A 13,122-nucleotide genomic window follows, 5' to 3' on the forward strand; every position below is an offset into this window, starting at 1 on the left:
CCCCTTATTCCAAGTTTTCCGGCCGCTCCGGGTGAACGGCGGACAGAACGATCGAGGAGTTTACTCCTCCGAACGCATAGGAATTCGACAAAACGATAAGGTATCTGCCGGGCGCGGGTTCCTTCATTAGAACGGGGACCGGGCACGCCGGATCGGGCTGCTCCAGATTCAGCGTCGGCGGAGCCAACCCTTCTTCCAGACATTTCACACTCATCACCGCTTCAATCGCGCTCGCAGCCCCCAGCGTATGGCCGATGTGGCCCTTTATCGAGCTGGCAGCCGGAAGACGCGTCTCCTTGAAGACGGCCGTCAGAGCGGCCGCTTCCATCTTGTCGTTCGCCTGGGTGCCCGTTCCGTGCAGGCTCACATAATCGACGGCGGACGCCGGAACCGCCGCCATCTTCAAAGCGGCGCGCATGGCCCGCACGGCGCCTTCCCCCTGCGGATCGGGCTGGGTAATGTGATGAGCGTCGCAGCTCATCCCGTACCCGAGCAGCCCGGCCCGCGGACGTATCCGGCGCGCCTGCGCATGAGCTTGCGACTCGATGACGAGCACGCCCGCCCCTTCCCCGAGGATGAGCCCTTTCCGGCGGACGTCGAAGGGCCGGCAGCGGTCGGGCGCCATGGCGCGCAGGCTGCTGAATCCCGTAAAAGCGACCCAGGACAGCGAATCCGCTCCGCAGGCGATCATCACGTCCGCTCGGCCGGACGCAATCTCGTCCATGGCTCTGGCGATGGCGAAATTCCCCGCTGCGCAGGCGTTAGTGAACGTCCATACGGGCCCGCTCAATCCGAGCAGCCGCCCGATCTGCTCCGTTATGACATGCGGCCCCCCGAACGCCTCGCTGCGCTTTCCTTGAATGGCGTCTTCGAGCGGGTCGATATCCCCCATCGTGGTGCCCACGCAAAGCCCGACCCGGCAGCGGGAAAGCACAGGCTTATCGAGCCCCGCATTCCGCAGCGCTTGCTCGATGGCGGGCATCAGAATCCGGGTCGCCCTTCCCGATTTCAAGAGCGCATCCGGAGCGTATTCGGAAAGAGGAATATCGTCGATCTGGCAGCCCATCCGGTTCGTATGCTTCTCCACGTCAAACACCGTAATCGGTTTGACGCCCGTTTCTCCCCGCAGCAGGTTTCTCCAGAAGGATACTTCGTCCGTGCCGATCGAAGTTACGACTCCCAGGCCCGTTACCACTGCCCTTTGCTCCCCCTCACGGGATCGTTCGCCGGATGCAAAATCTGCGTGGTTCATTGGCCCTTCCCTTCTTTCGCGGGATTCCAAATGGGGCTGAGGTCGCTGATTCCCGGTTCCGGCCGCTGAAACTGATCCATGCCCCGCTCGCGCACGACAATCTCGACCGCCTGATCCTTGGAGGCCTGAGCCCGCTCCTTCAAAGCAGCATCATCGGGATGGGCTTGATGTCCTTCTTTCCAGATCTTCATCCCGTCGGTGATCTCGCCCTTTTTAACCAATGCATCCCCAAGTGCCGTGTACGCCAGAGTCCACATGTAGAAAGGATGGTCCTGTTCGAATTTCTTCGTGACGGCCAGACAGAAGGAGAGGTCCTGAATGGACTTGTCGATCCGCTGCAAGCCCACCGGCCAGTACAAATTGTTGATTCCGCGGGCATAATGAGCCAGCCAGTCGTAAGGGTCCTTCTCCAGCACCTCATTCATCAATTCAATGGAATGAACGGATATTTGTCCGAGAGAGGCGGTTCCCAGAGATTCGTTCTGCATCTGGTCCACGTAAGCGAGCGCCAACTGCAGCTTGGCTCTTGCCGGGGGCTGCTCCAGCGATTTCATAAACGCGACGAAGGCGTCGATCCGGCCTTCTTTGCCCATCGTTACCCGGAGCGCATTGCCGTAGGCCAGGTTGTCCGGCTCGGCGGCGACCTTTTTCTGCAATTCTTCCGCGCTTCCCTGCGCCAGTCCGCCGGCTGCGGCTTTTTCCTTCTCGAACGCAAGATTGTATTCCTCAAGCCGCATACCGTCGGATACCGGGGGAAGCTTATACGGCCGGTTCCAGTAATAGTAAAATTCCGTTAATAGTCCTGCCACAATCAGAACGGCAAGCAAGAACTGCCATCTTTTTCTCATACGGTTACCCCTCGCTTTGACTTGATTGGGATCTCCCTTCGGCTTTCATAAAATAAACTGGCTGTAATAATGCTTGCGGTAATCGGAAGGGCTCACACCGACCTTCTTGCGGAAAATTCTTCCGAAATGGGTCATATCTCCGTATCCCACGGCGTAACAAGCATCCGTAACGGAGTGTCCTTTTACGAGCAGCTTCTTGGCCTCCCCGATCCGCTGTTCGATCAGATAGTCGCGGAAGGTAATGCCGAACCGTTTTTTAAACACTTTCGAAAACTGCCATTTGCATACGTAGCATTCTTTGGCCACGCTCTCCAGAGAGAGCTCTCCCGTGCCCAGGTTGTCCTGGATGTGCTTCAGCACGCGCTCCCAATCCATCTCCGCATCGGGTCCGGCACCCGTGAATGTCTTCCTCGAGAAGACATGGCTCTGGATCGACGCCAGATAGTGAAACAGAAGCTGGATCACAAACCGTGACTGCTTGTCCGCTTTCGTAAAAACATACACGGGCACGGAAACGTCCGCGAGCAATCCGCCGTCCTCCACCCGCTCGTTCTCCGTGAGAACGACCAGTGCCTCGCAGCTTCCGTTTGCAGCCTGGCTGCGGGCATCTTCCGCCGTACCGACGTGCAAAATCAATCCGTCGGCCACATAAGCCGCAGCGGGCGTATCGCGGGAATCAAGCGGATCGCTGTCCGCCTCCCTGCCGGCTTCCCTGTCCCAGAACACGATCATAAGCTAGCCCTCCCGGCTTCCGGTTATAATCGCACCGCGGACCGGCCCCTCGTTCATCTTGACGCTGATGTCCCGGAAGCCCGCGGCTTGCATGACTTTCCACCAATCCTCCGGGCGAAGAAAGCCGAAACAAGACGTGTTCCCGTCCGCTTCGCCGACCGGCTTAAAATCGGGCAGCAGCGAGAAAATAAACTCCTGATGAAGCCTGGACCGGTAATGCTCCCTCACACACTCGGACAACACGATCGTTCCCCCCGGTTTCAGCAGCCGGCGCAGCGCGTCCAGGGAAAGAGCGAGATCCTCCGCGCAGTGCATGACATTGACGGCATAAATAAAGTCGTACGTCTCCCCGCCGCTCTTCACCTCGTTGATATCCAGTGTCAGCTGGCGGAGCTTATGCGGAGGGAGCTCTCCTTCGAGCATCCGGCCGGCTTTAGCGGTGAGCAGTCTGCTGGCGTCCGAGACGGTGTACTCCTCGACGAACTTCGACCGGAGGCGGATTTCCGTCAGCAGAGCGCGTGTCGCCGAACCGAAACCTGTACCGAGCTCCAGGATTGTGCAGGATTCCGCGGGAATCAGATCCGCCAGCTCCTCCGCCGCCCACTGGTTGTGTACCGCGTACAAGTCATGGGCATTGTGGAAATACACTTCCCACAGGGCGATGCCTTCGCGGTTAAACAGCCTGTGCTGAGGCTGAACCTCTCCCCGGATGGCCCGCAGCCAGAATGTACCCGCGTATTCGATTAGCTTAAGGGAGGGGGCCACGTGCACGGCCGGGAACGGATTCCCCCGGTTCGTCCAGTCTCTGCCTTTGGCGGTCAGCGCCAAGACTACTGCGCCCCCGGGCCCGGTCGTCTTCCGGACAAACTCCTGCTGCTCCAAAAAATGAAGGGCCCAGTTCAACAGCGGCCTATTCTCCTCCGAGCAGGCGATCTGAGAAAGCAGCCTGCTCTCCCGCACCGGGCCGTTCAGGTCGATGCCTTCCGCCTTCATCGCGTTCAAAAGGGTAAAGGCCGTAAAATCCGATACATATTCATAGGCCGCATGATAAGTTTCGTTAAACAAAGCCGTCTTAACGGTCGTAACACCACTCACCCCTGTTCCTCCCAGCCTTACGATGTGGTCTCGATCTCAACGATCCGCTGCCGGATCACATGATAGTCGATGAAGACGTATAGCAGCGCGCCGTTTTCGGTGCGGACGTCATGGGATTCCGCCAGGCCCGCCGTAAGGAAATCGCCTTCTTTCATCACTTCGTTCTCGTTTAAAATAAGATCGCCTTTGATCAGATAGGCGAATTCTCTTCTCGGATGGTCGTGCATCGGAATGAAGCTTCCGGGATGAAGTTTAACCAGAAAGCACAATCGGCCCTGTTCGTCTTCGTACAGGTAACTCATTTCGGTGTTTTCATAAATGCCCGGCTCCCAGTTCATTTCTTCCCATTTAATGAGCTTGTGTTTATTTTCGGTTTCCATCTAGAACCCTCCCCGGATTAATCCGTTTTTTTCTCCAGATGAAGCAGCATTCGCGGACTTGAGGTCGTAAGCGGAGACAGATCGAATCCTCCGTATATTCCCTTGACGTCGAGTCCCGCATTACCGTGCAGCCTCAGCAGTTCGGCGGCCGTATACAGACGCAGATTCAACCGGGATGACTTGAGCTCGCCATTGTCAAACCACGTCATCTCTTCATTCCATCTGCCGGTTACGCTGTCGAACTCCCGCCGCGACCATACGGGGCAGCCGTTCATCATGTCCCATGTTTTTTTCGCGCTGTAAAGAAGCTTGAAGTCCCGGTTTTCCGTTTCCTGAATCAACTGTCCCCCAAGTTTTAGAGCGCGGTAGACACGATGCAGAATATCCTGATTCTCTTCTTCGTTTTCCAGATAGCCGAATGCCGTGCCGAGATTAAGAACCGCATCGAATTCATCCGCGAAATCAAGCTCTCTCATATCCAGAGACTTGAATACCGCCTCGGCTCCGGATGCCTGAGCCCGGCGCCGCGCCTCGTCCAGCAGCGTATCCGACGCGTCGATACCGGTCACTTGGTACCCTCTCAGAGCGAGAGGGACGCCGATCCGGCCTTGCCCGCAGCCCAGGTCGAGAATGGACGCGCCTTCCGGCAGATTCAGCAGGGACAGAAGCTGCCCCGTTTCGAAGCGGGTACGCTCTTCATTCAGAATCACTTCCGAGAAAAGGAGATAGTCCTTCCCGAAAAAGTCGTGCCAGTGCTCTCTTGCCGCCACTGTCTTCACCCCATTCGCCGTAATGCTCTCGTCACCCCGTGAACGAGAAAATCGCATTCTTCCCCGCTGACATTCAGGGGAGGGTACATAAGAAGAATGCCGTTAAAATAATTGCCGAGTATGCCTTCGTCATGGAGATGCCCGGACAACCGGCGTCCCCATTCGAAATCGACCGGCTCTTTGGTCGCCTTGTCCTTCACGAATTCAAGCGCAAGCATAAGCCCCATTCCCCGGATATCGCCCACATGCGGATGATCGGCCAGCGCGTCCGCAAAATCATCCAGAATCCCCTGTCCGCGCACGGCCGCATGGTCCGGCAGCCCATCCCGCTCGATGATTTCCAGCACCTCCAGCGCCGCCGCGCAGCCGACCGGATGTCCGCACTGCGTCGAACCGTGGAGCAGGATGCCGCCGCTTCCGAACAAGCTGTCGTCCAGCTCGCCCGACATCAGCACGGCCCCCATCGGGAAATAACCGCCGGTCAATCCTTTGGATACGGCAAGAACATCCGGCTCCAGCCCGTATTTTTCGCTCAAGGACCAATGTCCCGTTCTGCCGAGGCCCGTCGTTACTTCATCCGAAATCACCGCAATGCCGTATTGCCGCGTCAAAGTCCTGACTTGTGAAAAAAACGACTCCGGCATAAGAACCACTCCGTTCACGGCCTGAATCGGCTCCACAAGAACGGCGGCGATCGTTTCGGGCCCCGCTTCCTCAATCAGGCGCTCCAGCTCCTTCAGACAGAAGTCGGCCGCACCTTCGGGAGAAGAGACGCCCCCCGGAGGCCTGTACAAATTAGGCGCGGGAGCGCACAAGCAATCCTCGAGGCCTCTTCCGAACATTTCCCGAATGCCCAGATGGGTAACCGAGCCCGAGCCGTAGGTTGTTCCGTGAAAGCTTCCGTCGAATGAAATAAACTTGTCCCGCTTCGCCTCCCCGCGGGAGATGAAATGCTGCCGGATGAGACGCATTGCCGTTTCCACGGCCCCCGATCCGTCGTTGGTAAAAAACACCTTGGCATACCGGCTTCCGCAAAGGCGGAGCAGTTTGTCCGCCAGCGGCTCGACCAGGCCGTGCGTCTGGGCGCAGGTCGACGCGAAGCTTAAACGTTCCATCTGTTCCTTCATCGCCTGGATGACCCGCCAGTTGGAGAGCCCTACCGTGGGAACCGCCGTAGTCGTATACAGATAGGCTTTGCCCTGCGTGTCGTACACCCAGGAACCGTCTCCCCGCTCCAGACAGGTTACCTGCCCGAGCCAGGTGTCCGTCGTTAGCGTGCCGCTGGGAGGCATCCATGTAAACGGATGGACGACCGGATAGCTTTTGTGCATGAACTCACCTCAAAGATTGGATTGGACGGATCAGCTTTCCGCTGGCCGTCTTCGGAAGCTCTTCTTTCATTTCGATCACGTCCGGCCACAAGCGGGAATCTTTGATCTCGTGAACGATCGTCGAACGGATTTGTGTCATCGGAACCCCTTTCTCGCAAGTGATCCAGGCATGAACTCTCGTCCGGTCTTCGGAATGATCCGCAAAAACGAGCGCTTCCTTGATTCCCCGGAGCTTCATCAGCTCGCTTTCGATCTCGCTCGGGTCCATATTGACTCCCCCCCGGATGATCAGGGAATCGGCTCTTCCGAGAATATAGATGTCGCCTTCCCGGATTACGGCCCGGTCGCCCGTCCTCAGCCAGCAGCCCTTGATTTTCAGCGAGGTCGCGGCCGGATCGCCGTAGTAGCCCTTCATGACGTTCGGTCCCCGCACGTACAGGACGCCTTCCTCGCCTTCCGCGGCAGCCCTTCCTTTCGCTTCCTCCGCCAGCACCTTCACCTCGACGCCTGCGAGAGGCTTGCCGACGCAGCCCTTCCGGTTCAGGAAGGCGCCCACCTCGGTCAGACAGCTGATCCGGGGCGAAGCCTCGGTAAGTCCGTAAGCGTTCCAGACAGCCGCGCCCGGAAACGCTTCGGCAATGAGCTCCGCCTGTCTGACGGTCAGGCACTCCCCGCTCAGCATGAGGCAGCGGAGGCTGCCGAAATCGAACCGTTTCCGGAAACGGGCGAAGGTGGCGGCGACGGTGGGCGTTGTGCCGAGAATGGTAATGCCGTCCCGCTGAATGCTCTTCATCGTGCTCAGCGGATTCGTATCCGGGGGCCGGAAGTAGACGGCCGCTCCCCGGAATAAGGACGGCAGCAGCTCGCCTGTAAAAGCCGAAGCGTAAGTAAGCGGCCGGAACAGATAAAGCCTATCCTCCGGAGCCGGCTTGAAGTAGCCCAGGATGCTGCCGACGTTCGACCAAATGTTGCCGTAGGTCAACATGACGCCTTTGGGCCGGCCGGTCGTCCCCGATGTGTACAGGACGACCGCGACGTCCCGCAGCTCTTCTCTCGGCGAGGCCGTTACCGGCTTAAGCCCGGGGAGAAGCTCGCCGTCTTCGTTTAGAAGCTCAGGTGTGATGTACAGGTCCGGGTTGATCCAGCTCAGCACATTTTCGGTCAAGCCGGGATTTTTGGCGGGATCGACCGGAACGAGGGTGACTTTCTGCCTCAGAGCCGCCAGGAACAGCGGGATGGCTCTCCAGCCGACGGAAACGTCGATGGCGACGGTCCGCTGTCCGCGGTTTGGATCGGCCACGAGTCCGGCTATTTCCAGCATCCTCGCATGACTCTGCGCAAGCTCCGTTATCCGGCTGTAGGAGACTTCATGAGTTCCATCCACTGCGCATAGGCCAGAATGGTCAAGTAGCTGACGGAAAAATAACTTTGCATCCATCCCCGCTCCTCCCCGTTTAGTTGGAATCCTTTTTCAGAAACAACCTTTTCACGCTGTGAGATTTGTTGACGGGTCTGAATATGTTATCGCCAGCCGAATTGAGAAGTTCCCTGTTCTGCACAAAAAGACTTCTGACGCTTTCGCCGACGAAATGCATCACGAGAGAATTCCTGAACCCGTACCGGGTCCGGTTCGCATGGGAGCCGTGGACGGTGTAGCCGTTAAACACCACCACGTCTCCGGGCTTGGTGGTCAGATCGACCTCCGTGTGACGGTCGGGAACCGGAACCGACTGCCCGTAGGTGGAACGGCTGCCCGGAGCCCGGGGTTTCAGCAGACCCAGGCGGTGACTGCCCGGAACCATCCGGAGCCCGCCGTTTTCCGGGGACGCCCCGTCGAGGGACACCCAGAACGCGCAGCCCGCGGCAGGCTCGGCCCCGATATCGTAATTGTCCTGGTGCAGGGGCAGCTGCTTGGCCCCCGGACATTTATAAAACCCCGTCGTTCCGACAAGCAGCGCATTCTCGCCGAGCAGCCGGGCAGCCGTCCCGAAGGCTCTGGAATCGAGCGAGAACCGTCTGAGAGCCTCATGGCTCCCATGCACATTCCTCAAGGGCGGGAATAAGCTTTCCAGCGGAAATACCAGGCTTTGCAGAATCGTGCGGCTGCGGATGCCCCGCGTCCACACTTCTTTCAAGGCCCGCTTGACCTCTTCCGCCTCGTCCGGCGAAAACACCCCGGGAATGACCGCGAATCCTTTTTCCCTGTAGTGCTCCATCATTTCGCCCGTCATGATTTCCTTGCTCAATGTACCCCTCCTTCCGTTTAGCGGGGAACGTTCCCCCTTCTCTCTCTAAGCATAGAGGGTCGAAGGGCGGTGTTACTCGGCTTTCCTGGCGACTCTGCGCTACTTGGCGATAATTCCGTTTACGTAGTCCTGGATGTGTTTGGGAGTCGACAGTTCGTCCAGGTTCAGCTGATCGTCCAGAACGTCGATATTGAACATCATTTCGAACTCAATCAGAATTTCAACGATCTTAACGGAATCTATTCCTTTTTCCAGAAAATTGGTATCCATAGCCACGCTATCGAGCCCGCCGATTTTCTGAATGACTTCCAGTGCCGCTTCTCCGGTCAACATGCGCTTCATCCTTTACGAATTATTTTGCAGAACTTGTTCGATGGCGCGGACGGCCGCTTCGTTCGGGTTGTCCCGCCCCACAATCGCCGCCAATTCCTTGGCCCGCGGCATATAAGGGTTTCCCTCCGCCAGCAGGCTGTGCAGCGCCTGTCCGATCCGCCCGCGTCCCGCTTCCTCCGGACCGACGGTCAGGGCGATTCCGAGGCGCTCGCATGTCCGGGCCAGAAGATGCTGGTCGGACGCGAGAGGAATCACAACCATCGGAACGCCGTACCTCATGACGGACTGTACGGTGCCGCAGCCTCCATGCGTAATGACAGCGTCCGCACGGGGCAGCAGGAGATCGTGATTGGGATAAGCCGTTATCCAGCGGACATGGGGAGGCAGAGGCCGCTTCCCTTCGTACGGCTTATGTTCCGCAACGATCAGATTAAATGAATTCTCCTCCGACAGACTCACGGCCGCGCCGATATACCGGTTCATGACCTCCCGGGAATCATGCCGTTCGGTCGAAGAAGCGCAGACGAGAACAACGGGACGGCCGGGGTACGCTTCCGGCTCTAACCGGGACGCCTCGTTTACGCGGTCACGGTCTCCGGACTGGAGCGTGCAGCTCCCGGTAAACACGGACTGTTCCGGAATGCCGCCTTCTTCCGGGTACAGGGCGGCATGGACGTTGACCAGATGAAGCCGGGGAGACAGCCCCGCCAGATCTCCCCGCGTTCTCCTGTCATCGGTAAGCGGCGGCAGTCCCAGTCTCATCCTGACCCCGTTCAGCTCCCGGGCGTAGCTCTGCCTCAGCCGGTTAAAGACTGTCCGGCTGCCGGGAAGCGCTTCTTCGGGATAAGGAACCGTCGTTTGCAGGCTGATCCAGGGGATTCCTCTTCTCTCCGCCGCATAAGCCGGGGCCGCCTGGGAAGAATCGCAAATCATCCAATCGACTTCCCTCCCCGCAAGCAGCGCATCCATTTCCAGCGCCTGTTCATAAATAAACTTCTCCGGAAACTTCCCCCATCCCGCCGGCAGGAAATCCAGTCCCGCAAGGACAACCAGCTCCTTATTGGCGGGGTGAGTAGCCAGCGTGACTTCATGTCCCTTCTTCTTAAGCTGCTGTCCGATGGCCAAGGCCGGAACTACATGTCCCAGAACCCTCTGGACCGCGATAAACAGGTGAGCCATCCGCTTCCCTCCCGCTCAAGGATTTAACGGTTCCAATTCCAGCACAACGAAATAACCGTTCTTACGGATCAGGATGTCGTCAAAATAAAGTTCGCCGCCTCCATAGGCTTCGAGCTGGCATAAAACGAGATCCCAATGTATACCCGAGGTGTTCCCGTTATCGGCCATCTCGTAGGCTTGTCCCAAGGCAAGATGAATGCTTCCCGCCATTTTTTCGTCGAACAGCAGGCTGCGCATGGGCCGCCGGATATGGGGATTCAGCCCGATGCCGAATTCGCCCGGACGCGAAGCTCCCTCGTCCGTCTTTAAAATGCCGCTCAGCGCTTCGATATCGTCCGCCGACCATTCGGTCACTTTGCCCTGCCGGAACGTGAGTGCGACGGAATCGAACGTTTTGCCCATGCAGCTTGTCGGCACATTGAACGTGATCCGTCCTTCCGCCGACCCCGCCACCGGCGCCGTAAACAGCTCCCCATCGGGAAGGTTGTATCGGCCGTCGCACAGGAAAGAGGGAATGCCCTGCACGGAGAAAGACAAATCCGTCCCCGGCGAGACGATACGGATACGGCTTGTCCGCCCGAGCAGCTTCCGGAGCGGCTCCGCCTTATCTTGGAGTCCCCCGTAATCCATCAGGCAGGACGAGGCGTAAATTTGCCGGAGCTTCGATGTTCCGATGCCCGCCTGCTGGGCCATTCCCGGGGTGGGATAGCGGAGCAGCACCCATTTGGGCTTCGACGCCATTGTCATTGTCAGCGGCTGAAGATAATGCTTCACGTAATAGCCGTAGCGCGTCCGGTCCGCATCCTCCATTTCGAAGGTATTCTCTTCCGAGTGAATCCCGATGTACGCGTCCATGGCTTCGACAAGGCCCAGGTCATGCTCCGCCCACTGGCGGATCTGTTCCTCGGAGGCTCCCGCCAGCAGCCATTTAAGCTCCTCGACGTCCGTTGTCTGCAAAAAAGGCACCGCTCCGGCCTCGTAGATACGCGCGATCAGGCTTTCGGTCAAGTCCGCCGCATCTCCGCGGACTTTGACCATCACCTTTTCCCCCGGACGGAGACTCAATGAATGGCTGACGACCGTGTCCGCAATCCGCTTGAACTCTTCTTTCATGATTCACCTCATACCAGATGTCGTAGCTCCCGGTAAAACCCCTTTTCGCTTTCCAGGGCTTGCCCGAGGTAATCGGTAAGCTTGGCCGAATAGTCTTTATCCGGCTGCCGTTTCCACTTTGCCAGAACTCCCATAACCAGGGACCATAATTTGCACACGTAAACGAGCTCCTCCACCCAGCCGGGGGCTTTGTACCGGTCCGGTACGGTGCCGTTCTCCACGGCCGCTTTCCACAACTCCCTCAACCGGCGGAAATAGTGGACATCGAACTCCAGCGTTTCCAGCATGGGAATCAAGGCTTCCGCCCGGCTTTCCGCAACCGCCTTTACGAAGTTCTCCAAATTCTTAAGTCCCTGCTGATCGACCATGTTGTGTACCGAGGCACGGACCAGCGAGAGGAATTCTTCCTCCCAAGTCTTCGCATACCCCGGCCGGCGTCCAAGGATGGCCACACCGCCCTTCTCCGAGCTCGCATGTGCGCTCATCAGCGTTTGCCAGGGGACTTTGCCGATATAACCGTTAAAAAAAGCGGGGGCCCCTTCGTCATCGACCAGTGTCACCCCCGCCTCGTCATAATCGACCAGCAGCGACCAATGAACGATATCGTGCTTCCCGTGATACGAGGAGAACACGGCTTCCTTCGCATTGTAAAACAGCAGGCAATAGCCTTCATGATCGAAAACGGAATCAATCAGAGGATACAGCCCCTCCGTATTCAAAGGGGAATATTTCGTCAGCCTCCAGCCTCTCCCCGGCTCGGGCTCGCTGCGCCTCAGCATAAGTCCGTTCGACTCGCAGTCGAAGGCGTTCAGGAACACCGGCGTAAGCTGCCGCTCTCCTTTCCATTTAAGCACCTCCATCATGCAGAGCTGTCTGCAGTCAAGCGTTCGCTGGGATAATCCTTCGCCGTCCGGAAACCGCCAGTCGGTTTTTTGGGACAGGATGGTTTGCGCTATTGTTTTCCGGGTTTCTTCCATTAAATTACTCCCTCTCCCCGTTATCGCTCCGTACAATGGAGGCGGCCTCGGTTATCCATTGGTCCATTGCCGCAGGATGCTGGTAAAAATACCGGTACCCCCGCATTCTATGAAGAATGACGCGGTCCGTTTCCTCCGCCGTCGTCCGGGCGTCCTCATCTTCACTGCCGCATAGAATATGCAGAGGCCCGCCGTATTCTTTGACGAGACGGGCCGTATCCAGCTCAAGAAGCTCGTCCAGCATACCGGCGGAAATACACTGGCCGTGCAAATAAAGCATATGCGCACCCCAGGCCATAAAAAAGTCGTACGGCTCCCGGTTAAAGTCGCTCAGCGTGTAATAGTCGAAGCCCGGCACAAGAAGCTGGGCGTCGAGCTTCCCTTCGCGTTCCAGAGCCTGAAGCGCCTCCCGCCCGAACAAAGCTTCCTTCTCCGGGAATGCCCGGAAGGGCGGCGCCAGCAGCACGGGAATGCAGACGGGAGAAGCTTCCCCCTTCTCCGTCAGCTCGGCTGCCGTCTGGAGGGCTATAATCCCGCCGAGGGCATTGCCGATCAGGAAAATCCTCTCCGCCGGGCGCTCTTCCAGAACCTCGGCAAGCACTTCGAGCGCGTCCCGCTTCATGCCCGACACCGTCGTGTCCCCCAGTTCGCCGAAGCTGTCCCCGTGGCCGCGGTAGTCGAATTGAACGACTCTTACGCCGCTCCGGGCCAAATATTTGCGCAGGTTGGAGAAAAAATAATTTTTTTCACTCATCGCCTGGCCCAGTCCCGCGAACATCACAACGAGATCGTTCCCGGGGCCGTCAGGTTCTTCCACGAGTCCGTAGATGCCGCGGTCACGGCCGAATCTTCTTTGCTTCCACATG

14 protein-coding genes are annotated in these 13,122 nt (G+C 58.1%); all 14 read right to left on the bottom strand.

Translation table 11 applies throughout. From position 1 onward, the window contains the following. Positions 1-4: 4 nt before the first annotated feature. Entirely contained in the window at positions 5-1,252 is a 1,248-nt protein-coding gene (locus PCH01S_RS11945; RefSeq protein WP_042229554.1) for a beta-ketoacyl-[acyl-carrier-protein] synthase family protein, read from the bottom strand. Further along, positions 1,249-2,100 (bottom strand): hypothetical protein, encoded by an 852-nt coding sequence (locus tag PCH01S_RS11950; RefSeq protein WP_042229558.1) that lies wholly within the window; start codon positions 2,098-2,100, stop codon positions 1,249-1,251. The genes PCH01S_RS11945 and PCH01S_RS11950 overlap by 4 nt, the downstream gene beginning before the upstream one ends. 45 nt (positions 2,101-2,145) lie before the next feature. After that, positions 2,146-2,832: a helix-turn-helix domain-containing protein gene (locus PCH01S_RS11955; protein WP_042229560.1), complete on the bottom strand. Its 687-nt coding sequence runs from the start codon at positions 2,830-2,832 to the stop codon at positions 2,146-2,148. 3 nt (positions 2,833-2,835) lie between these two features. After that, on the bottom strand, positions 2,836-3,927 hold the full coding sequence (locus PCH01S_RS11960; protein ID WP_042229564.1) for a class I SAM-dependent methyltransferase: 1,092 nt from the start codon (positions 3,925-3,927) through the stop codon (positions 2,836-2,838). A gap of 17 nt (positions 3,928-3,944) precedes the next feature. Continuing rightward, a complete protein-coding gene (locus PCH01S_RS11965; RefSeq protein ID WP_009677210.1) occupies positions 3,945-4,307 on the bottom strand; it encodes a cupin domain-containing protein in 363 nt (120 codons plus the stop codon). A 17-nt stretch (positions 4,308-4,324) separates the two neighbouring features. Beyond that, positions 4,325-5,077, bottom strand: a complete 753-nt coding sequence (locus PCH01S_RS11970) for a class I SAM-dependent methyltransferase (RefSeq protein ID WP_042229566.1) — start codon at positions 5,075-5,077, stop codon at positions 4,325-4,327. A 5-nt stretch (positions 5,078-5,082) separates the two neighbouring features. Then, positions 5,083-6,408 carry an aminotransferase family protein gene (locus PCH01S_RS11975; protein ID WP_042229570.1) on the bottom strand — a complete coding sequence of 442 codons (1,326 nt, stop codon included), beginning with the start codon at positions 6,406-6,408 and terminating at the stop codon, positions 5,083-5,085. Positions 6,409-6,412: 4 nt separating this feature from the next. Next, positions 6,413-7,846 (bottom strand): class I adenylate-forming enzyme family protein, encoded by a 1,434-nt coding sequence (locus tag PCH01S_RS11980; protein WP_042229572.1) that lies wholly within the window; start codon positions 7,844-7,846, stop codon positions 6,413-6,415. Positions 7,847-7,862: 16 nt separating this feature from the next. Further along, the gene (locus tag PCH01S_RS11985) at positions 7,863-8,654 is read right to left on the bottom strand and encodes a phytanoyl-CoA dioxygenase family protein (protein ID WP_084706583.1); all 792 of its coding nucleotides are present in this window, start codon (positions 8,652-8,654) and stop codon (positions 7,863-7,865) included. Between the two features lie 99 nt (positions 8,655-8,753). Next, positions 8,754-8,987 carry a phosphopantetheine-binding protein gene (locus PCH01S_RS11990; protein WP_042229575.1) on the bottom strand — a complete coding sequence of 78 codons (234 nt, stop codon included), beginning with the start codon at positions 8,985-8,987 and terminating at the stop codon, positions 8,754-8,756. 12 nt (positions 8,988-8,999) lie between these two features. Then, positions 9,000-10,166 (bottom strand): glycosyltransferase, encoded by a 1,167-nt coding sequence (locus tag PCH01S_RS11995; RefSeq protein ID WP_042229579.1) that lies wholly within the window; start codon positions 10,164-10,166, stop codon positions 9,000-9,002. 15 nt (positions 10,167-10,181) lie between these two features. Further along, positions 10,182-11,279 (bottom strand): aminopeptidase, encoded by a 1,098-nt coding sequence (locus tag PCH01S_RS12000; protein ID WP_042229584.1) that lies wholly within the window; start codon positions 11,277-11,279, stop codon positions 10,182-10,184. 8 nt (positions 11,280-11,287) lie between these two features. After that, positions 11,288-12,256 (bottom strand): hypothetical protein, encoded by a 969-nt coding sequence (locus PCH01S_RS12005; RefSeq protein ID WP_042229586.1) that lies wholly within the window; start codon positions 12,254-12,256, stop codon positions 11,288-11,290. 4 nt (positions 12,257-12,260) lie between these two features. After that, positions 12,261-13,121, bottom strand: a complete 861-nt coding sequence (locus tag PCH01S_RS12010) for an alpha/beta hydrolase (RefSeq protein ID WP_042229588.1) — start codon at positions 13,119-13,121, stop codon at positions 12,261-12,263. Position 13,122: the final 1 nt, after the last annotated feature.

The sequence above is a fragment of the Paenibacillus chitinolyticus NBRC 15660 genome, from assembly GCF_000739915.1.
Taxonomy (GTDB): Bacteria; Bacillota; Bacilli; order Paenibacillales; family NBRC-103111; genus Paenibacillus_F; species Paenibacillus_F chitinolyticus.

Coding starts and splice junctions, on each gene's coding strand:
- PCH01S_RS11945 (WP_042229554.1), bottom strand. CDS start 1,252: ATGAACCACGCAGATTTTGCATCCGGCGAACGATCCCGTGAGGGGGAG.
- PCH01S_RS11950 (WP_042229558.1), bottom strand. CDS start 2,100: ATGAGAAAAAGATGGCAGTTCTTGCTTGCCGTTCTGATTGTGGCAGGA.
- PCH01S_RS11955 (WP_042229560.1), bottom strand. CDS start 2,832: ATGATCGTGTTCTGGGACAGGGAAGCCGGCAGGGAGGCGGACAGCGAT.
- PCH01S_RS11965 (WP_009677210.1), bottom strand. CDS start 4,307: ATGGAAACCGAAAATAAACACAAGCTCATTAAATGGGAAGAAATGAAC.
- PCH01S_RS11975 (WP_042229570.1), bottom strand. CDS start 6,408: ATGCACAAAAGCTATCCGGTCGTCCATCCGTTTACATGGATGCCTCCC.
- PCH01S_RS11980 (WP_042229572.1), bottom strand. CDS start 7,846: ATGGATGCAAAGTTATTTTTCCGTCAGCTACTTGACCATTCTGGCCTA.
- PCH01S_RS11990 (WP_042229575.1), bottom strand. CDS start 8,987: ATGTTGACCGGAGAAGCGGCACTGGAAGTCATTCAGAAAATCGGCGGG.
- PCH01S_RS11995 (WP_042229579.1), bottom strand. CDS start 10,166: ATGGCTCACCTGTTTATCGCGGTCCAGAGGGTTCTGGGACATGTAGTT.
- PCH01S_RS12000 (WP_042229584.1), bottom strand. CDS start 11,279: ATGAAAGAAGAGTTCAAGCGGATTGCGGACACGGTCGTCAGCCATTCA.
- PCH01S_RS12005 (WP_042229586.1), bottom strand. CDS start 12,256: ATGGAAGAAACCCGGAAAACAATAGCGCAAACCATCCTGTCCCAAAAA.
- PCH01S_RS12010 (WP_042229588.1), bottom strand. CDS start 13,121: ATGTGGAAGCAAAGAAGATTCGGCCGTGACCGCGGCATCTACGGACTC.